This window comes from Bacillus sp. XF8, assembly GCF_017498755.1.
GTDB classification, from domain to species: Bacteria; Bacillota; Bacilli; order Bacillales; family Bacillaceae_G; genus Bacillus_A; species Bacillus_A bingmayongensis.
This window is the reverse complement of record NZ_JAGDQK010000042.1, coordinates 38,873-59,134: the sequence shown is the minus strand read 5'-3', so window position 1 is coordinate 59,134 and position 20,262 is coordinate 38,873. Positions and strand designations below refer to the sequence as shown.

Here is a 20,262-nt window from a genome sequence, read left to right as displayed (position 1 = left end):
GAACACGGAAGTTAAGCTCTCTAGCGCCGATGGTAGTTGGGACCTTGTCCCTGTGAGAGTAGGACGTCGCCAAGCAAGCTTAAGACGAGTCATTTTGACTCGTCTTTTTTGTATACTTTAAAAAACAGCCCATCTTTCATCATTTTCCGAATTTCTTCAATGTTGATAGCAAAAGCTACACCATAACAGCTTCTTACTTTTTGAGTGATTGCATCTTCTGTATTTTTTGTTAATTTCTCAATAGGAAAACTTCTGCTTTTCTTCATCCTAGACTTTTATAAAATGCACATTGGTAACCCCTATAGTCTTACATTGTTATAAATTTAATAAGACATTTAAAGGGTATTTTTTTAACAGATCTAAATAATAAATTGAGTGATTAAAGAACAAAAATTTTGGCTAGGATAGTGAAGAAGCAAAAGAGTTGCAAATTTCTTTAATACGTATATAATTAAAGTCAAAGATAGTCAAAGTCAATAAAGGTGGCGGATAAATGAGAAATATATCTGATATCATTGAGCAATATCTAAAGCAAGTTATTGACTTAAGCAATAATAATGTGATTGAGATTAAGAGAAATGAGATTGCGGATCGATTTGATTGTGTCCCGTCTCAAATTAATTATGTAATCAATACTCGTTTTACGTTAGAAAGAGGATTTATAGTTGAAAGTAAACGAGGCGGAGGAGGTTACATTCGCATTATCAAAGTCAAATTGCATGACGATATAGACATTATTGATCAAATGCTTCATATGATTGAGCATAGTATTGCGCAAGGAAATGCGGAAAGTATTATTATCCGATTAGTGGAAGAAGATATTGTGACAAATCGGGAAGCAAAACTTATGCTGAGCGTGCTAGATCGATCTGTATTATTAATGGATTTACCTTCTCGAGATGAACTTAGGGCTCGGATACTATGCGCAATGTTAAGGACACTGAAATATAAATAAATACAGCTTTTGTTAAGAAATGTTTTTAGCGGTAATTCATTTTATAGTGGGACTTTTTACAGATAAGATTAAGTTAACAAAATAATCTAATGACGTATAAAAAGTATCATGAGGTAGATCGTTCCCGTTGTAAAGGTAGGGATATAAGATGACTTGTCAAAATTGTAATATAAGACCAGCAGCTTTACATTATACAAAAGTGATAAACGGACAAAAGACGGAAGTTCATCTTTGTGAGCAATGTGCAGAGCAAAATGGCTATACGTCTTTCTTTCAATCAACACAATCTAGTTTTTCTTTTCATGACTTACTAGCTGGATTGCTACATGGAAAACAATCAATGATTGAAAACCAAGAGGATAGCTTTTCGGATACAAGAGTGTTGCGATGTCCAACTTGTAATATGACATATAAACAATTTGCAAAAGTGGGTCGCTTTGGATGTGCTTCTTGTTATGAGACATTTAAGGAACAACTAAAGCCAATGCTGAAGCGGCTTCATGGTGGTCATACACATCATTGTGGAAAAATTCCAGAACGTATGGGAGGAAATATTCATCTAAAGAAAGAATTAGATGAACTAAAACTAAAATTAAGGCAATATGTACAGAAAGAAGAATTTGAAAACGCAGCTCAAACGCGTGATCAAATTCGAAGTATTGAAAATCAGCTTAGTGAGCATAGAGAGGGGGAATAATTCTATGTCACTGGATCGTATTATGAATGAAGCAATTAGTCCGTGGATGAGGGGAGATGGCCCCGATTCTGATATTGTTTTAAGTAGTCGTATTCGTTTGGCTCGTAATTTAAAAGATTATCATTTCCCTATTATGCAAACGGATGAAGAAGCTGAGCAGATTACTAATTTATTTCAAAAGAAGTTTGTAAATCAGAAAGTGAAATCCTTTGGGAATTTTGAACTATTAAAAATGAATGAACTAAAACCGCTTCAACGAAGGGTCTTAGTAGAAAAACATTTAATTAGTCCTAATCTTGCTGGAACAGAATTTGGTGCGTGTCTACTATCAGAAAACGAACATATAAGTGTAATGCTTAATGAAGAAGACCATGTGCGAATTCAGTGTTTGTTCTCAGGATTGCAATTATTAGGAGCGTTACAAAACGCAAACCAAATGGATACTTGGATTGAAGAAACAGTTGAATATGCTTTTGATGAATCGCTTGGCTATATTACAAGTTGCCCTACAAATGTTGGAACGGGGTTACGCGCTTCTGTGATGATGCATTTACCAGCACTTGTTTTGACGAAACAGATAAATCGTATTATACAAGCGATTCAACAATTAGGTTTAGTCGTAAGAGGAATATACGGTGAAGGTAGCGAAGCCTTAGGTAATATATTTCAAGTTTCTAATCAAATGACATTAGGAAAATCAGAAGAAGATATTATAGCAGATTTAGAGAGTGTCGTTCATCAGCTTATACAACAAGAGAAAGTAGCTCGAGAACTGATTAAGAAAAATTCAAGTATTGAACTTGAAGACCGAGTATATCGTTCTTATGGTGTACTGGCCAATAGTCGATTAATTCAATCGGCAGAGGCAGCTACTTGTCTGTCAGATATGCGGCTAGGCATTGACCTTGGTTATATAAAAAATATATCAAGAAATATTTTAACAGAGCTGATGGTATTAACTCAGCCAGGAATTTTACAGCAATACGCGGGCGGTCCTTTAAGCCCGGAAGAAAGGGATTATCGAAGAGCAACATTAATCCGTGAACGATTACGAATTGAACAAAATTGAGCGCAAGTAGGAGGCGATTTCTATGATGTTTGGAAGATTTACAGAACGAGCACAGAAAGTATTAGCTTTATCTCAAGAAGAGGCAATTCGCATTGGACATAATAATATTGGGACAGAACATATTTTACTTGGGCTTGTACGCGAAGGAGAAGGAATTGCAGCTAAAGCGTTAATTGCCCTTGGGTTAAGTCCAGAGAAGGTACAAAAAGAAGTAGAGGGATTAATTGGGCGTGGAACAGAGATGTCTCAAACAGTTCATTATACACCACGTGCCAAAAAAGTAATTGAGTTATCGATGGATGAGGCACGTAAGCTTGGTCATTCTTATGTCGGAACGGAACACATTTTATTAGGATTAATCCGTGAAGGAGAAGGTGTTGCAGCTCGTGTTTTAAATAACTTAGGTGTAAGTTTAAATAAAGCAAGACAACAAGTATTGCAGCTTCTTGGAAGCAATGAAGCTACATCAGGTCATCAAGGTGGTGCATCAGCAAATGCAAATACACCAACGCTTGATAGTTTAGCAAGAGATTTGACAGTTGTTGCACGTGAAGGGCGCCTAGATCCTGTTATTGGCCGTAGTAAAGAGATTCAACGTGTTATTGAAGTATTGAGTCGCAGAACTAAGAATAACCCAGTATTAATTGGAGAACCTGGGGTAGGTAAAACAGCAATTGCTGAGGGCTTAGCACAGCAAATTGTAAATAATGAAGTTCCAGAAACATTACGTGATAAGCGTGTTATGACGTTAGATATGGGTACAGTTGTTGCTGGTACAAAGTATCGTGGTGAATTTGAAGATCGCTTAAAGAAAGTGATGGATGAAATTCGACAAGCGGGTAATATTATCTTGTTTATCGATGAACTTCATACATTAATTGGTGCAGGTGGTGCAGAAGGTGCGATTGACGCATCCAATATTTTAAAACCATCGTTAGCACGTGGTGAATTGCAATGTATTGGGGCGACAACATTAGATGAGTATCGTAAATACATTGAAAAAGATGCAGCGTTAGAAAGACGTTTCCAACCAATTCATGTTGACGAACCAAGCTTAGAAGAATCGATTCAAATTTTAAAAGGATTACGCGATCGTTACGAGGCACATCACCGCGTTTCCATTACAGATGATGCAATTGATGCATCTGTAAAACTTTCGGATCGTTATATTACAGATCGTTTCTTACCTGATAAAGCGATTGACCTAATCGATGAAGCAGCTTCAAAAGTACGCTTACGTTCTTATACAACACCGCCAAATTTAAAAGAACTTGAAGTGAAGCTTGAAGAAATTCGAAAAGAAAAGGATGCAGCTGTACAGAGCCAAGAGTTTGAAAAGGCAGCTTCTTTACGAGATATGGAACAACGCTTACGTGAAAAGTTAGAAGATACGAAACGTCAGTGGAAAGAGCAGCAAGGAAAAGAAAACTCAGAAGTAACAGTAGAAGATATTGCAAATGTTGTTTCTACGTGGACACGTATTCCAGTTTCTAAACTGGCACAAACAGAAACAAATAAATTATTGAATCTAGAATCTATTTTACATGACCGTGTAATTGGCCAAGATGAAGCTGTTGTCGCGGTAGCGAAAGCGGTGCGCCGTGCACGAGCGGGTTTAAAAGATCCAAAACGTCCAATTGGTTCATTTATTTTCTTAGGACCGACTGGTGTAGGTAAAACTGAGCTTGCACGCGCATTAGCAGAATCTATGTTCGGTGATGAAGATGCGATGATTCGTATTGATATGTCTGAGTACATGGAGAAACATTCTACGTCTCGCTTAGTGGGATCTCCTCCAGGATATGTTGGATATGAAGAAGGCGGTCAATTGACTGAAAAGGTTCGCCGTAAACCATATTCTGTCGTTCTATTAGATGAAGTAGAGAAGGCTCATCCAGATGTATTTAACATTTTACTGCAAGTGCTAGAAGATGGACGTTTAACAGATTCTAAAGGGCGTACAGTTGATTTCCGTAATACAATTGTTATTATGACATCTAACGTTGGTGCGGAAGCGTTAAAACGCAATAAACATCTTGGTTTTAACGTACAAGATGAGGGACGTGATTATTCAGATATGAAGGGTAAAGTAATGGATGAATTGAAAAAAGCGTTTCGTCCAGAATTCTTAAACCGCATTGATGAAATTATTGTGTTCCATATGCTTGAGAAAAAGCATATTCAAGAGATTGTAACGCTTATGGTTAATCAACTAGTGAATCGATTAAAAGAACAAGAGATTGAATTAGAGTTAACAAGCAAAGCGATTGAAGCGATTGCTGATAAAGGATTTGATCGTGAGTATGGTGCTCGTCCACTCCGTCGAGCAATTCAAAAACATGTAGAAGATCGATTATCAGAAGAGCTTCTAAAAGGAGCAATTGAGAAAGGTCAAAAAGTTGTCTTTGATGCTGAAGGAGAATCATTTGTCATTCGCAGTGCAGAAAAGGTAAAATAAGTATAGACAAACAAAGAGGGCTAAATAATAGCCCTCTTTCTTGTACAAGAAGGATACATGTTTACATATGAAAGTGAAGTGAAGTAAAAAACAAAATGGCTAAAAAGAAAACGAAATTTATATGTCAAGAATGTGGTTATCAGTCACCGAAATATATGGGGAAGTGCCCTGGATGCGGGCAATGGAATACGCTTGTTGAAGAGATGGAACAAGTTGTATCATCAAGGCGTATCAACTATGCAAATGCGATTCAAACGGAAGTAACGAAGCCAAGGCGTCTTACAGAAGTAGAAACAAAATCAGAGGCACGGATTGAAACAAAATTTCAAGAATTTAATCGTGTACTTGGTGGAGGAATTGTTGATGGTTCCCTCGTACTTATTGGAGGAGACCCTGGAATTGGAAAGTCAACTTTATTGCTACAAATATCATCGCAATTAGCGGATTCTTCGTATGATGTATTGTATATATCTGGTGAAGAATCAGCAAAACAAATTAAACTTCGTGCAGATCGTCTACATGTAAATGGAGATAACTTATTTGTTGTTTCGGAAACAGATTTACAGAGAATTGCGGCACATATCGATGAAATGAATCCTTCCTTTGTTGTTATTGATTCCATTCAAACTATTTATTTACCAGAAGTAACCTCAGCGCCAGGAAGTGTTTCACAAGTACGTGAATGTACAGCCGAACTGATGAAGCTTGCAAAAACGAAAGGAATTCCAATTTTTATCGTAGGACATGTAACGAAAGAAGGCGCAATTGCAGGGCCGCGTATGTTAGAGCATATGGTGGATGCAGTTCTTTATTTTGAAGGAGACCGTCATCATACATATCGTATTTTACGAGCAGTTAAAAATCGCTTTGGTTCTACAAATGAAATGGGTATATTTGAAATGAAGGAATTAGGTCTTGCGGAAGTATTAAATCCTTCTGAGATTTTTCTAGAAGAAAGACCCGTTGGAGTTGCTGGCTCTACAGTTGTAGCTTCTATGGAAGGGACAAGGCCGGTTTTAGTAGAAATACAAGCATTAATCTCTCCTACTAGTTTTGGAAATCCACGAAGAATGGCTACAGGGATTGATCATAATCGTGTATCGCTTATTATGGCAGTGCTAGAAAAAAGAGCAGGTTTATTATTGCAAAACCAAGATGCTTATTTAAAGGTTGCTGGAGGATTACGATTGGATGAACCAGCAATTGATTTGGCGGTTGCTTTAAGTATTGCATCGAGTTTTCGAGATAAGTCAACTGCACCAACTGATGCGGTAATAGGAGAAGTTGGGTTAACTGGAGAAGTAAGAAGGGTATCGAGAATTGAACAACGAGTACAAGAAGCGGCTAAATTAGGATTTCAGCGCGCCATCATCCCGCGAAAAAATTTAGGGGGTTGGACAATTCCTGACGGGATTGAAGTAGTTGGTGTATCTAATTTAGGAGAGGCGCTTCGTTTGACATTAGGAGGCTAGGCTATGGAAGAAAACAAGCAACGTGTCAAAAGTATGATTAATATTTTACAGCTTGTTGCACCAGGGACACCTCTGCGGGAAGGAATAGATAATGTACTTCGCGCGCAAACAGGTGGCTTAATTGTCCTTGGATATAACGATCAGATTAAAAGCATTGTTGATGGAGGGTTTCATATTAATTGTGCATTCTCTCCTGCCAGTTTATACGAACTAGCAAAAATGGATGGAGCTCTTATTTTAAATGAGACGGGAAGTAAAATTTTAATTGCAAATGCACAATTGGTTCCCGAGTCATCTATTGATTCCATTGAAACAGGAATGCGTCATCGTACAGCAGAACGTGTAGCGAAGCAAACGGGAAGTCTTGTTGTTGCTATTTCACAAAGGCGTAACGTAATTACGCTATATCAGGGAAGTCTACGTTATACACTAAAAGATATAGGTGTTATTTTAACAAAGGCAAATCAGGCGATTCAAACTTTAGAAAAATACAAGGCAGTATGGAATGATGGTATTACGAATTTGGGTATTCTAGAATTTGAGGAAGTTGTTACGATGTCTGAAGTGGTCCATGTCTTGCATAGTGTTGAGATGGTACTTCGTATTAAGAATGAAATCCTAAGTTATATTCATGAATTAGGAACAGAAGGTAGACTTATTCGTTTACAGCTTACTGAGCTATTGGCAGATTTGGAAGCAGAGGCGGCATTATTAATTAAAGACTACTATCAGGAAAAGACACAGGATCACTACCAAATTTTAAAAAAATTACAGGAGCTTGCAAATGCACAGCTTTTAGAAGATAGTGATTTAGTGAAATTGCTTGGTTACCCAGGGCAAATGAGTTTAGAGGAAAGTGTTACACCGAGAGGGTATAGGATTACAAGTAAAATTTCTAGGGTACCACCTCTTATTATTGAAAACTTAATTAATCGATTTAGAACATTGCAAGGTGTTTGTCGCGCAAGTATTAACGAATTAGATGATGTAGAAGGAATTGGAGAAGTCCGAGCGAAAAAAATACGTGAAGGTTTAAAACGAATCCAAGAGCATTTATATATGAGTAGACACAATTAAGAATATTACATTGATTTCATAATATAACGACACTAGCACATTTTTGGTATATGATATGGTATATTGGTAAATAAAACAATTTATGAAAAGACACGTCCGCTTTTGCATTCGGCGTTTTGATTAGCAAAACAATGGTTAATAATGAGTAGGAGGTGGTTGGATGTTAAAACGGATCGTACAGCTCTTCTTTTTAGTAATCGGGGGAGCATTAGGGATTTATTTAATCCCGAAAGTTATTAATGTATTGGACATTGGTGCAGTTCCTTTACTTGAAGGTTCATATGTTCGTGCAATTATTGGTGCAATTATTTTATTTTTAACAACATTTTGGCTCGTAGATTATATTGTTCAGCTTATTAAACATATTGAAGAAGCGCTTGTAAAGGCTCCTGTAACAGATGTTTTATTTGGTACGCTAGGATTAATTTCGGGCCTTATTGTTGCATATTTAATTTTGATACCAATTCGTGAATTTACAATTCCGGTCATTAGCACTGTATTACAAATCTTCTTTACACTTTTACTTGGTTACTTAGGGTTCCAAGTAGGATTTAAAAAGAGAAATGAATTGTTAGGATTATTTACACTACCACAACGCGGTGGTAAGAAGAAAAATAATAATAACGAGAATGAAGAAGTTGGAACAGAAGCAGGAGTAGAAGAATCCTCTTCTCATTGGAAAATTCTTGATACAAGTGTAATCATTGACGGACGTATTGCTGATATTTGTCAAACAAAGTTTCTAGAAGGAACAATTGTGATTCCTCAGTTTGTATTAGAAGAGTTGCAACATATTGCAGATTCTTCTGATGCATTAAAGCGTAATCGCGGGCGTAGAGGATTAGATATTTTAAACCGTATTCAAAAAGAGATGCCAATTCCAGTAGAGATTTATGAAGGCGATTTCGAAGACATTCAAGAAGTGGACAGCAAGCTTGTGAAATTAGCGAAGGTAACTGGTGGTACTGTTGTCACGAATGATTTTAATTTAAATAAAGTTTCTGAACTACAAGGAGTAACGGTTCTGAACATTAATGATTTAGCAAATGCGATTAAACCAGTTGTACTTCCTGGTGAAGAATTAAGTGTTTATGTTGTCAAAGATGGAAAAGAACAAAATCAAGGTGTTGCTTATTTAGATGATGGTACGATGATTGTAGTAGAAGACGGTAGGGAATATGTTGGTTCACAACTGGATGTACTCGTTACGAGTGTACTACAAACATCTGCTGGTCGCATGATTTTTGCGAAGCGTAAATTACTAGAAAAAGCATTATAAGTAGAGGGTTATTAGCATGTATACATTAATTATTCCGGCTGCGGGCCAAGGGAAGCGAATGGGTGCTGGTAAAAATAAATTATTTTTGCTTATTAATGAAGTGCCTATTATTGTGCATACATTACGCGCCTTTGAAAAAGATAAAGCATGTAAAAATATTATTATGGCAATTAATGAAGAGGAACGCCCTTATTTTGAAGAGTTAATGCAGAAGTATCATATTCAAAAGGATGTGCAGTTTATTCAGGGCGGAGCTGAAAGACAAGATAGCGTGTATAACGCTGTTCAACATGTGAAGCATGTTGATTACGTTCTTGTACACGATGGAGCACGTCCGTTTGTAACGAATAAAATGATTCATGCTGTATTAACTACAGCGAAGCAGAAGGGTGCTTCTATTTGTGCAGTACCTGTTAAAGATACTGTGAAAAAAGTAGAACAGAATACGGTTGTTGAAACAGTTGAACGTTCTCAGTTAAGAGCGGTACAAACACCACAAGGGTTTTCTGTTCCTCTTTTATTAGAGGCGCATAGGAGTGCGAAACAAGGATGCTTCCTTGGTACAGATGATGCAAGTCTTGTAGAACGCATAGGAAAAGAAGTAGGCGTAGTAGAGGGTAGTTATTATAATATTAAAGTAACAACACCAGAAGATTTATTAATTGCCGAAAGTTTCCTGCGTGTTCAGAAGGAACGATAGTGATGGTATAATATTAAGAAAAGCTCGGTAACTACCGGGCTTTTCTTAATAGATTCATCGACATAAGATTATGAGTTTCAGTAGTTTAGCTTAAGGAGGATGTAAAATGTTTCGAATTGGACAAGGTTTTGATGTACACGAATTTGCAGAAGGTAGACCATTAATTATCGGTGGAATTACGATTCCGCATGAAAAAGGTTTATTAGGTCACTCAGATGCAGATGTACTTTTACATACAATTGCTGATGCATGTTTAGGAGCAATTGCTGCAGGTGACATCGGAAAACATTTTCCAGATACAGATCCTGCCTTTAAGGATGCAGATTCAGCGGTGTTATTACAAAAAGTTTGGGAATTTGTGCGTGAGCAAGGGTATGAGTTAGGTAATCTAGATTGTACAATTATTGCACAAAAGCCAAAAATGGCCCCACATATTGAAAGTATGCGTAAGCGTATTAGTGAGTTGTTAGAAACCTCTATAGATAATATTAATGTAAAGGCGACAACGACTGAAAAATTAGGATTTACAGGGAGAGAAGAAGGAATTGCTTCTCAAGCAGTTGTATTATTACAGAAAAAATAGTTGTTTTTGATTCGTAAGATGGATAATCATATTTTTTTGGTGTACAATTATAGAATGTGTTGACATTAAGAATGGAAGGTGTACCAATTATGGAAAAGCAAGTGAGAGTGCGCTATGCGCCAAGTCCAACAGGACACTTACATATCGGAAATGCGCGTACGGCATTATTTAATTATTTATTTGCTCGTCATCAAGATGGTAAGTTTATTATTCGTATTGAAGATACTGATGTAAAACGTAACGTTGCTGGTGGTGAAGAAAGCCAATTAAAATACTTGAAATGGCTCGGTATGGACTGGGATGAAGGTGTTGATGTTGGTGGTGAATATGGACCATATCGCCAAACAGAACGTTTAGATATTTATAAAAAGTTATATGAAGATTTACTAGAGCGTGGTTTAGCTTATAAATGTTACATGACAGAAGAAGAATTAGAAGCAGAGCGCGAAGGACAAATCGCTCGTGGTGAAACACCTCGTTATGCAGGGAAACACCGTGATTTAACAGAAGAACAAATCAAACAATTTGAAGCAGAAGGCCGCATTCCAAGTATTCGTTTCCGTGTACCAGCTGACCGCGACTACACATTTAAGGATATCGTAAAAGATGAAGTTGCTTTCCACTCAAATGACTTTGGTGATTTCGTTATTGTGAAAAAAGATGGTATTCCAACTTATAATTTTGCGGTAGCAGTAGATGATCATTTAATGGAAATCACACACGTTCTTCGTGGGGATGATCACATTTCTAACACGCCGAAACAAATGATGATCTATGAAGCTTTCGGTTGGGATATCCCTCAGTTTGGTCATATGACTTTAATCGTAAATGAGAGTCGTAAAAAATTAAGTAAACGTGATGAATCTATTATTCAATTTATTGAGCAATATAAAGAGCTTGGATATCTTCCAGAAGCGATCTTTAACTTTATCGCATTACTAGGTTGGTCACCAGTAGGAGAAGAAGAGATTTTCTCTAAAGAAGAGTTTATCGAAATGTTTGATGCAGCTCGTTTATCAAAATCACCTGCATTATTTGATTCTCAAAAACTTAAATGGATGAACAACCAATATATGAAAAAGCAAGATCTAGATGCTGTTGTTGCATTAAGTTTACCGCATTTAGTGAAAGCTGGTCGTGTAAGTGAAAACTTAAGTGAACAAGAACAAGCTTGGGTTCGTGATGTAATTGCTTTATACCATGAACAAATGAGTTTTGGAGCTGAAATTGTAGAGCTTTCTGAAATGTTCTTTAAAGATCATGTAGATTATGAAGAAGAAGGACAAGAAGTATTGAAAGGTGAGCAAGTACCTGAAGTGCTTCGCGCATTTGCAGCAGGATTAGAGGCTTTAGAGGAAGTAGAACCGGCGGCAATTAAGAAAGCAATTAAAGCTGTTCAAAAAGAAACAGGCCATAAAGGTAAAAATTTATTTATGCCAATTCGTGTTGCAACTACTGGCCAAACACATGGTCCAGAGCTTCCAAACGCAATCGCACTTCTTGGAAAAGAAAAAGTTTTAAATCGTATTCGTAAAGTAATTGGTTAACATTTAACGAATTTAGAAATATAATAAAAATACGTTAAAAACCTAATAAAGGAAAGCGACGAGAAGGAGAAGTAGAGAATCAGGCTTTTTACAGAGAGAACCACCTTTTGGCTGGAAGTGGTTTATAAGCGGATTTTTGAAATGCCCCTTCGAGTCTTCTGCTGAACAACGAAGAGTTTCGGGAAACGTCATAAGTACGCAAAGTAAGCAGAAGCGGTATAAACCGTTATCATGATGAGTTTGAGGCTTTATTTAAGCCTAAACAGAGTGGAACCGCGCTTATAAGGCGTCTCTGTCAATTTGACAGGGGCGTCTTTTTTTATACCATGTAAATAGGCAGGGGTATAAATTTTTGTACAGATGGATAAAGACTAGGTAACAAGTAAGGGAGTTAGCGATAAAGTGAAACTGTAATCAGTGGGTGTTTTTCTTCATTTCTCACTAATTATTAGTCTTCACTAATCGGGCCTTTACGGATAGTCTATTTCCAACCTAACTTTTTGCTTTTGTTGAATGTTGAGGTGGAAGTATGATTGTCCGCCAATAGCGGGGTAAATCGGTTCACTCAGAAAAGTAGCCCATAAAGGGGAGGGGACATCGATGTTTAGGAGACTTCGAGAGGATATTGAAGTCGTTTTTGAACAAGATCCAGCGGCGCGAAGTTATTTCGAGGTCATTTTAACTTACTCTGGATTACATGCAGTTTGGGCACACCGAATTGCACATGCCTTTTATAAACGGAATTTTTTCTTTATTGCACGTTGGATTTCACAAGTTAGTCGTTTTTTTACCGGTATTGAGATTCATCCAGGAGCCACAATTGGTCGCCGTTTTTTTATTGACCATGGTATGGGAGTTGTTATTGGGGAGACATGTGAAATTGGAGACAATGTAACAATTTATCAAGGAGTTACATTAGGTGGTACAGGGAAAGAAAAAGGAAAAAGGCATCCAACAATCCAAGATAACGTACTTATTGCAACTGGTGCAAAAGTACTCGGATCCATTACAGTTGGAGAAAATTCCAAAATTGGTGCAGGATCCGTTGTATTAAAAGAAGTTCCTGCGCATTCGACAGTTGTAGGTATACCTGGTCGTGTCGTAATTCAAAATGGAGTAAAGATAGGCCAGGAATTGAATCATTCAGATCTTCCGGATCCAATTTTCGATAAATTAAAAGTGATGGAAGCTGAACTTGAAAAATTAAAAAAGCAACTTGAAGTAAAAGTGGAAAGGAAGGATGAAAATGACTATTCACATTTATAATACGTTAACGCGTCAGAAAGAGGAGTTTGTTCCTTTAGAAGAAAATAAAGTGAAGATGTATGTATGCGGACCGACGGTATACAACTATATTCATATTGGGAATGCAAGACCACCTATGGTATTTGATACAGTACGTCGCTATCTAGAGTATAAAGGGTATGAAGTGCAGTATGTTTCTAATTTTACGGATGTAGATGATAAGTTAATTAAAGCGGCAAATGAATTAGGAGAAGATGTTCCAACAATTGCGAATCGCTTTGTTGAAGCGTACTTTGAAGATGTAACTGCATTAGGTTGCAAGCATGCTACAGTTCATCCTCGTGTAACAGAAAATATGGATATCATTATTGAGTTTATTGAGGAACTTGTGAAAAAAGGATATGCATATGAATCTGAAGGTGATGTTTATTACAAAACGAAAGAATTTGAAGGCTATGGCAAATTGTCTCATCAACCAATTGCAGATCTGCGCCATGGTGCACGTATTGAAGTTGGGGAAAAGAAACAAGATCCACTTGATTTTGCCTTATGGAAGTCGGCAAAGGAAGGCGAAATTTTCTGGGAGAGCCCGTGGGGAAAAGGCCGTCCAGGATGGCACATTGAATGCTCTGCAATGGCGCGCAAATATTTAGGTGATACAATTGATATTCATGCTGGTGGGCAAGATTTAGCATTCCCTCACCATGAAAATGAAATCGCTCAATCAGAAGCATTGACTGGAAAAACATTTGCACGTTACTGGATGCATAATGGATATATTAATATTAACAATGAAAAAATGTCTAAATCATTAGGGAACTTCATTTTAGTTCATGACATTATTAAACAATATAATCCGCAGTTAATTCGTTTCTTTATGTTATCTGTACATTATCGTCATCCAATCAACTTTAGTGAAGAGTTATTACAGAGTACGAATAATGGATTAGAACGCATTAAAACAGCTTACGGTAACTTAAAGCACCGTATGGAAAGTAGCACAGATTTAACAGACCATAATGAAAAATGGTTAGCTGAAGTAGAAAAATTCCAGTTGGCATTTGAAGAAGCGATGAACGATGATTTTAATACAGCAAATGCGATAACAGAGTTATATAATTTAGCAAACCATGCAAATCAATACCTATTGGAAGAGCATACATCAAAAGCTGTAATTGGAGCGTATGTAAAACAATTTGAAACGTTATTCGGTATCTTAGGATTAGAATTAACAAAAGAAGAATTGCTTGATGAAGAGATTGAGGCATTAATTCAAAAACGTATTGAGGCTCGTAAAAATCGCGACTTTGCATTGTCTGATCAAATTCGTGATGATTTAAAAGAGCGTAATATTATTTTAGAAGATACCGCTCAAGGTACAAGATGGAAAAGAGGATAAGCATGATTGATGCAAAGCAATTAAACAGCTTAGCGTTAGCATATATGGGTGATGCGGTATACGAACAATATATCCGCTATCACCTTCTTCAAAAAGGAACGGTTCGTCCTAACCAATTACATCGTTTAGGGACAAGCTTTGTTTCGGCGAAAGCGCAAGCGAAAGTTGTTTATCATTTACTAGAAACAGCATTTTTGACAGAGGAAGAAGAAGCGGTTTTAAGAAGAGGACGTAATGCAAATTCGGGTTCTGTCCCTAAAAATACGGATGTGCAAACATATCGCTACAGTACTGCCTTCGAGGCACTACTTGGTTATCATTATTTATTGAACAATAGCGAAAGATTGGAAGAACTTGTATATAAAGCGATTAATGTTTTAGAAACGAAGGAAGGGGGCACATCAATATGAGTAGTGAATATATTATCGGACGTAACCCTGTAATTGAAGCGTTACGATCAGGACGAGATATTAATAAAATTTGGATCGCAGAAGGTGCTGCCAAAGGGCAAGTACAAATCGTATTAGCATTAGCAAAAGAGAATAAAATTATTTTGCAACATGCACCAAAGAAAAAATTAGACCAACTTGTCGAAGGAAATCATCAAGGTGTAATCGCGCAAGTAGCAGCCTATCAATATGCAGAATTAGAGGATTTATTTGAAGTGGCTGCTAAGCGTAATGAGGATCCTTTCTTCTTAATTCTTGATGAAATTGAAGACCCTCATAACTTAGGGTCTATTATGCGTACAGCAGATGCAACTGGGGCTCATGGGATTATTATTCCGAAGCGAAGAGCTGTAGGGTTAACGGCATCGGTTGCAAAAGCTTCGACAGGAGCAATTGAATATATTCCTGTTGCTCGCGTGACAAACTTATCTCGAACAATTGATGATTTAAAAGAGCGCGGTCTTTGGATTGCGGGTACAGATGCAAGAGGAAAAACAGATTACCGTAATTTAGATGGTAATATGCCAATCGGATTAGTAATTGGTAGTGAAGGAAAAGGTATGAGCCGTATTATTGGTGAAAAGTGTGATTTCTTAATCAACTTGCCGATGGTTGGTAAAGTTACATCCTTAAATGCTTCAGTAGCTGCAAGTCTGTTAATGTATGAGGTATATCGCAAACGTCACCAAATTGGTGAGTGAAAATGAACGATATCTTAATCGTTGATGGTTACAACATTATTGGGGCTTGGAGAGACTTGAAAAAATTGAGGGATGTAGATTTACAGGCATCAAGGGATGCGCTAATTGATAAGATGGCGGATTATCAAGGTTACACGGGAACAAGAGTAATGATTGTATTTGATGCTTATACAGTTCAAGGAATTGAAAAAAAGATGAAGCAATCGCGTGTTGAAGTTATTTTCACAAGGAAAAATCAAACCGCTGATGAAAAAATTGAACAACTCGCGATTGAACTTCGCAACATTAATACACAAATTTATGTTGCGACTTCTGATTATACGGAGCAGTGGGTTATTTTTGCACAAGGAGCGCTTAGGAAGTCAGCCCGTGAACTAGAAATAGAGGTACAGGCAATGGAACAACAAGTGCGCCATCAAACGCAAGAGGTAAAAGAGAAACAACCAGCTATGCGAACGATATTTAGTAAGGATATTACAGAAAAATTAGAAAAATTAAGGCGGGGAGAGCGTTGAAGCATTGACGCTCTTCAAGCGCTTACTGTATAATATTTCTAAATAAATAGCGGTCGGAGGGATCAGAGTGGAAACAGGCTTCGTAAGTACCAACAACGTTACGTTTCGCGATTTAGAGGATGAGGCGATAGTTGAGTTAGTTCGAAAAGGTAATATTGATGCTCTTGAATATTTAATTCACAAGTACAAGAACTTTGTTCGTGCAAAATCAAGATCGTATTTTTTAGTAGGTGCCGATCGAGAGGATATTGTTCAAGAAGGTATGATTGGATTATTTAAAGCCATTCGTGATTATAAAGAGGACAAGCTATCTTCTTTTAAAGCATTTGCTGAACTATGTATTACTCGTCAAATTATTACTGCTATTAAGACAGCAACGAGACAAAAACATATTCCTTTAAATTCGTATGTTTCTTTAGACAAACCGATTTACGATGAGGAATCTGATCGTACGCTATTAGATGTTATTTCAGAAGCAAAGGTGACTGATCCTGAAGAGATGATTATTAGTCAGGAAGAATATACCGACATAGAACTAAAAATATCTGAATTATTAAGCGATTTAGAAAGGAAAGTGCTTTCTTTATACTTAGATGGTCGTTCTTATCAAGAAATCTCAGAGCAGTTAAATAGGCATGTAAAGTCCATTGATAATGCTCTGCAGCGTGTGAAAAGAAAGCTTGAACGATATATGGAGATGAGAGAAAATACAACTTTAAACTCATAGTGTGTATGTCGCAGGGGGAAAATAATTCTCCTGCTTCCTTTTTGTAAGGTAGTAAGCGGCATGTCATTGACATTGTCTTTTATTGTATGATACATTTTTAGGGACATAATGTTACAAGGTTGGTGTAACAAATGAGGAAAAAAGTTGTACTCTCATGTGAAGAGTGTAAGAACCGAAACTACTCCACAATGAAAGATACGAGCTCAGTAGAGCGACTTGAGATAAAGAAATTTTGTAAAACATGCAATATGCATACAGTTCATAAGGAAACAAAATAAATAATCGAAACAATACACTGGAGGTCCCGTAAATGCGTTTGACGAACTTTTTCGGCGATGTAGGTCGCGAAATGAAAAAAGTAAGTTGGCCTAAGAAAGATGAATTACTTCGTTCGACAGCTACTGTTATTGCGACAGTTGTGTTTTTTGCAGTTTTCTTTGCAGTAGTTGACATGGGTATTTCTTCTTTAATTCGGTTAATTCTTGGTTAATTCTTGAATAAGAAGCACTTATCCATGATATAATGTTATTTATACGAACTGTGTAAAAGCCCGATGAACGGGTTTTTTCATTTGCACAAAAAAATGTACGTCAGGGAGGGAAGGACGCTCGTCCTAAATGAATGGAAAAAAGTTGGTATGTTGTCCATACTTATTCTGGATATGAAAATAAAGTAAAAGCAAACCTAGAGAAACGTGTAGAATCAATGGGAATGCAAGATAAAATTTTCCGTGTTGTTGTTCCAGAAGAAGTAGAAGTAGAAATGAAAAACGGAAAAGAAAAATTAACAAAAAGAAAAGTATTCCCAGGTTATGTATTAGTTGAACTAATTATGACTGATGATTCTTGGTATGTTGTTCGTAATACACCGGGCGTAACAGGTTTTGTTGGATCTTCTGGATCAGGTTCAAAACCATCTCCTTTATTAGAGGAGGAAGTTGTTACCATTATGAAGCATATGGGAATGGACAATGAAGTGGTTGATTTCGACTTTGAACTTCATGAAACAGTACGTGTAAATGAAGGGCCATTCGCGAACTATACAGGCGCAATCGAAGAGATTGACATGGAAAAACAAAAGGTAAGAGTGCTTGTAGATATGTTTGGTCGTGAAACACCGGTCGAGCTTGATTTCCATCAAATTGAAAAATTATAAAATGAAACTTGAAATGAATTGTAAAAAGTGATAATATCTTTTAAGTCAGTACGTCTTCGGTAACGGAGACGTTTTTTGAAAAAGATTTTATCGTTACAGATAAAATATGAAGTGGGAGGGCAAATCACTGCCCAATTGACCACATCACGGACTTAAGGAGGTGTGTCTCGTGGCTAAAAAGGTAATTAAAATGGTAAAACTTCAAATTCCTGCAGGTAAAGCTAACCCAGCTCCACCAGTTGGTCCAGCATTAGGACAAGCGGGTGTTAACATCATGGGCTTCTGTAAAGAGTTCAACGCTCGTACAGCAGATCAAGCTGGTCTTATCATTCCTGTTGAAATTACGGTATTCGAAGACCGTTCATTCACTTTCATTACTAAAACTCCTCCTGCTGCTGTTCTTCTTAAGAAAGTAGCTGGTATCGAGTCTGGTTCTGGTGAACCAAACCGTAATAAAGTGGCAACTGTTAAGCGTGATAAAGTACGCGAAATCGCTGAAACTAAAATGCCTGACCTAAACGCTGCTAGCGTAGAAGCTGCAATGCGTATGGTTGAAGGTACTGCGCGCAGTATGGGTATCGTTATCGAAGACTAATTCGATTTGTTTTTTGTAAAAAAGGTTGCGGGTCTGGAATTCCAATTCGCAACCTTTATTATCGTAAATGAGTATCGTTTTTAAATAAATGGATGGGCGCACATCCTCGGGGTTTCCCGAAATGAAGGCGTAAACGTGGGAGGTTATTCCGCTAAAACCACATTCAAGGAGGAAATAAACATGGCTAAAAGAGGTAAAAAGTACGTAGAAGCTGCAAAGCTTGTTGATCGTGCAACTGCTTACTCTGCAACAGAAGCAGTAGAATTAGTAAAGAAAACAAACACAGCTAAATTTGATGCAACTGTAGAAGCTGCATTCCGTTTAGGTGTTGACCCAAAGAAAGCTGACCAACAAATTCGTGGTGCAGTTGTTCTTCCACACGGTACTGGTAAAGTACAACGTGTATTAGTATTCGCTAAAGGCGAAAAAGCAAAAGAAGCTGAAGCTGCTGGCGCTGACTTCGTAGGTGATACTGATTACATCGGTAAAATCCAACAAGGTTGGTTCGATTTCGATGTAGTAGTAGCAACTCCTGACATGATGGGTGAAGTTGGTAAACTTGGTCGCGTATTAGGACCTAAAGGTTTAATGCCAAACCCTAAAACTGGAACAGTTACTTTCGATGTAACAAAAGCTGTTAACGAAATCAAAGCTGGTAAAGTTGAATACCGCGTTGATAAAGCTGGTAACATCCATGTTCCAATTGGTAAAGTATCTTTCGAAGATGCTAAACTAGTAGAAAACTTCAAAACAATTGCTGATACGCTATTAAAAGCTAAACCAGCTGCTGCAAAAGGTACTTACATGAAGAATGCAACTGTTGCTTCTACAATGGGACCTGGCGTACGTGTAGACGTTTCTACAATCGCGTAAAAATTGGAAGTTGACTTCATAAAGAAGTTTTAATATAATCATTTATGTTGTGAATTTAAATAGTGTACCGTAGACAGTAGGTGCCAATTCGGCTTAATTTCCTACCTAGGTGTTAATATACGAAGCGGAATTTTTTTCTGTGACTATATGCCTCCATGTCTACAACTGGGCATGGAGGTTTTTTAGTGCACTTTCGGTACATCTTCTATATAATCTACAGGAGGTGTAATAACATGAGCAAAGCAATCGAAACTAAACAACAAGTTGTAACTGAAATCGCTGATAAACTTCGCGAAAGTAAATCTACAATCGTTGTTGACTACCGTGGTTTAACAGTATCTGAAGCAACTGAATTACGTAAAAACTTACGTGAGGCTGGCGTTGAGTTCAAAGTTTACAAAAACTCTTTAACTCGTCGTGCTGCAGAATCTGTTGAAATGGCTGAGTTAAACGAATTCTTAACAGGACCAAACGCAATCGCGTTCAGTAACGAGGATGTAGTTGCTCCTGCGAAAGTATTAAACGACTTCGCTAAAGATCATGAAGCTTTAGAAATTAAAGCGGGCGTAATCGAAGGTAAACTTGTAACACTTGATGAGGTTAAAGCTATTGCTACTCTTCCATCACGTGAAGGCTTACTTTCTATGCTTCTTAGCGTTCTTCAAGCTCCAATCCGTAACCTTGCACTTGCTACTAAAGCAGTTGCAGATCAAAAGGAAGAGCAAGGCGCTTAATTTTTTAAAAGATAATTACGTGTTATCGATAA

At 37.3% G+C, this 20,262-nt stretch carries 23 protein-coding genes and 2 other annotated features; of the genes, 22 read left to right on the top strand and 1 reads right to left on the bottom strand.

The window, feature by feature from the left end:
• Positions 1 to 89 precede the first annotated feature (89 nt).
• Complete coding sequence (locus tag J4P91_RS23465; RefSeq protein WP_207995994.1) at positions 90 to 266, bottom strand: hypothetical protein; 177 nt, start codon at positions 264 to 266, stop codon at positions 90 to 92.
• Between the two features lie 227 nt (positions 267 to 493).
• Here J4P91_RS23465 and J4P91_RS23460 point away from each other — a divergent pair, with 227 nt between their 5' ends.
• From J4P91_RS23460 to rplJ, 22 genes are all read left to right on the top strand, one after another.
• Positions 494 to 955 carry a CtsR family transcriptional regulator gene (locus J4P91_RS23460; protein ID WP_207995993.1) on the top strand — a complete coding sequence of 154 codons (462 nt, stop codon included), beginning with the start codon at positions 494 to 496 and terminating at the stop codon, positions 953 to 955.
• A 148-nt stretch (positions 956 to 1,103) separates the two neighbouring features.
• Positions 1,104 to 1,652, top strand: coding sequence for a protein-arginine kinase activator protein McsA (gene mcsA, locus J4P91_RS23455; protein WP_017150103.1), 549 nt, complete (start codon positions 1,104 to 1,106; stop codon positions 1,650 to 1,652).
• A gap of 4 nt (positions 1,653 to 1,656) precedes the next feature.
• Entirely contained in the window at positions 1,657 to 2,721 is a 1,065-nt protein-coding gene (mcsB, locus tag J4P91_RS23450; protein WP_207995992.1) for a protein-arginine kinase McsB, read from the top strand.
• Between the two features lie 22 nt (positions 2,722 to 2,743).
• Positions 2,744 to 5,179, top strand: coding sequence for an ATP-dependent protease ATP-binding subunit ClpC (gene clpC / locus J4P91_RS23445; RefSeq protein WP_017150105.1), 2,436 nt, complete (start codon positions 2,744 to 2,746; stop codon positions 5,177 to 5,179).
• 95 nt (positions 5,180 to 5,274) lie between these two features.
• Positions 5,275 to 6,651: a DNA repair protein RadA gene (gene radA / locus J4P91_RS23440; protein ID WP_017150106.1), complete on the top strand. Its 1,377-nt coding sequence runs from the start codon at positions 5,275 to 5,277 to the stop codon at positions 6,649 to 6,651.
• Positions 6,652 to 6,654: 3 nt separating this feature from the next.
• Positions 6,655 to 7,728 (top strand): DNA integrity scanning diadenylate cyclase DisA, encoded by a 1,074-nt coding sequence (disA, locus tag J4P91_RS23435; protein WP_017150107.1) that lies wholly within the window; start codon positions 6,655 to 6,657, stop codon positions 7,726 to 7,728.
• Between the two features lie 160 nt (positions 7,729 to 7,888).
• On the top strand, positions 7,889 to 9,007 hold the full coding sequence (locus J4P91_RS23430; RefSeq protein ID WP_207995991.1) for a PIN/TRAM domain-containing protein: 1,119 nt from the start codon (positions 7,889 to 7,891) through the stop codon (positions 9,005 to 9,007).
• A gap of 16 nt (positions 9,008 to 9,023) precedes the next feature.
• Entirely contained in the window at positions 9,024 to 9,707 is a 684-nt protein-coding gene (gene ispD, locus J4P91_RS23425; protein WP_017150109.1) for a 2-C-methyl-D-erythritol 4-phosphate cytidylyltransferase, read from the top strand.
• Between the two features lie 106 nt (positions 9,708 to 9,813).
• Positions 9,814 to 10,290 carry a 2-C-methyl-D-erythritol 2,4-cyclodiphosphate synthase gene (gene ispF, locus J4P91_RS23420; RefSeq protein ID WP_017150110.1) on the top strand — a complete coding sequence of 159 codons (477 nt, stop codon included), beginning with the start codon at positions 9,814 to 9,816 and terminating at the stop codon, positions 10,288 to 10,290.
• 89 nt (positions 10,291 to 10,379) lie between these two features.
• On the top strand, positions 10,380 to 11,837 hold the full coding sequence (gene gltX, locus J4P91_RS23415; protein ID WP_207995990.1) for a glutamate--tRNA ligase: 1,458 nt from the start codon (positions 10,380 to 10,382) through the stop codon (positions 11,835 to 11,837).
• 49 nt (positions 11,838 to 11,886) lie between these two features.
• Positions 11,887 to 12,134 (top strand) — a binding site (T-box leader).
• 303 nt (positions 12,135 to 12,437) lie between these two features.
• The gene (gene cysE / locus J4P91_RS23410) at positions 12,438 to 13,103 is read left to right on the top strand and encodes a serine O-acetyltransferase (protein ID WP_207995989.1); all 666 of its coding nucleotides are present in this window, start codon (positions 12,438 to 12,440) and stop codon (positions 13,101 to 13,103) included.
• Entirely contained in the window at positions 13,084 to 14,481 is a 1,398-nt protein-coding gene (gene cysS, locus J4P91_RS23405; protein ID WP_207995988.1) for a cysteine--tRNA ligase, read from the top strand. The genes cysE and cysS overlap by 20 nt, the downstream gene beginning before the upstream one ends.
• Positions 14,482 to 14,483: 2 nt before the next feature.
• On the top strand, positions 14,484 to 14,891 hold the full coding sequence (locus J4P91_RS23400) for a Mini-ribonuclease 3 (RefSeq protein ID WP_207995987.1): 408 nt from the start codon (positions 14,484 to 14,486) through the stop codon (positions 14,889 to 14,891).
• A complete protein-coding gene (gene rlmB / locus J4P91_RS23395; RefSeq protein WP_017150115.1) occupies positions 14,888 to 15,631 on the top strand; it encodes a 23S rRNA (guanosine(2251)-2'-O)-methyltransferase RlmB in 744 nt (247 codons plus the stop codon). Before J4P91_RS23400 ends, rlmB begins: the two co-directional genes overlap by 4 nt.
• A 2-nt stretch (positions 15,632 to 15,633) precedes the next feature.
• A complete protein-coding gene (locus J4P91_RS23390; RefSeq protein WP_017150116.1) occupies positions 15,634 to 16,146 on the top strand; it encodes an NYN domain-containing protein in 513 nt (170 codons plus the stop codon).
• A 67-nt stretch (positions 16,147 to 16,213) separates the two neighbouring features.
• Positions 16,214 to 16,873 (top strand): RNA polymerase factor sigma-70, encoded by a 660-nt coding sequence (locus J4P91_RS23385; RefSeq protein ID WP_003194323.1) that lies wholly within the window; start codon positions 16,214 to 16,216, stop codon positions 16,871 to 16,873.
• Positions 16,874 to 17,004: 131 nt separating this feature from the next.
• Positions 17,005 to 17,151 carry a 50S ribosomal protein L33 gene (gene rpmG / locus J4P91_RS23380; protein ID WP_002055487.1) on the top strand — a complete coding sequence of 49 codons (147 nt, stop codon included), beginning with the start codon at positions 17,005 to 17,007 and terminating at the stop codon, positions 17,149 to 17,151.
• A 32-nt stretch (positions 17,152 to 17,183) separates the two neighbouring features.
• Complete coding sequence (secE, locus tag J4P91_RS23375; RefSeq protein ID WP_003194325.1) at positions 17,184 to 17,363, top strand: preprotein translocase subunit SecE; 180 nt, start codon at positions 17,184 to 17,186, stop codon at positions 17,361 to 17,363.
• A gap of 131 nt (positions 17,364 to 17,494) precedes the next feature.
• Positions 17,495 to 18,028, top strand: a complete 534-nt coding sequence (gene nusG / locus J4P91_RS23370) for a transcription termination/antitermination protein NusG (RefSeq protein WP_000415795.1) — start codon at positions 17,495 to 17,497, stop codon at positions 18,026 to 18,028.
• 169 nt (positions 18,029 to 18,197) lie between these two features.
• The gene (gene rplK / locus J4P91_RS23365) at positions 18,198 to 18,623 is read left to right on the top strand and encodes a 50S ribosomal protein L11 (RefSeq protein ID WP_001085872.1); all 426 of its coding nucleotides are present in this window, start codon (positions 18,198 to 18,200) and stop codon (positions 18,621 to 18,623) included.
• Between the two features lie 180 nt (positions 18,624 to 18,803).
• Positions 18,804 to 19,496 (top strand): 50S ribosomal protein L1, encoded by a 693-nt coding sequence (rplA, locus tag J4P91_RS23360; protein WP_003205496.1) that lies wholly within the window; start codon positions 18,804 to 18,806, stop codon positions 19,494 to 19,496.
• A gap of 49 nt (positions 19,497 to 19,545) precedes the next feature.
• Positions 19,546 to 19,689, top strand: a sequence feature (ribosomal protein L10 leader region).
• Positions 19,690 to 19,729: 40 nt separating this feature from the next.
• Entirely contained in the window at positions 19,730 to 20,230 is a 501-nt protein-coding gene (gene rplJ / locus J4P91_RS23355; RefSeq protein ID WP_017150118.1) for a 50S ribosomal protein L10, read from the top strand.
• The last annotated feature ends 32 nt before the right edge of the window (positions 20,231 to 20,262 follow it).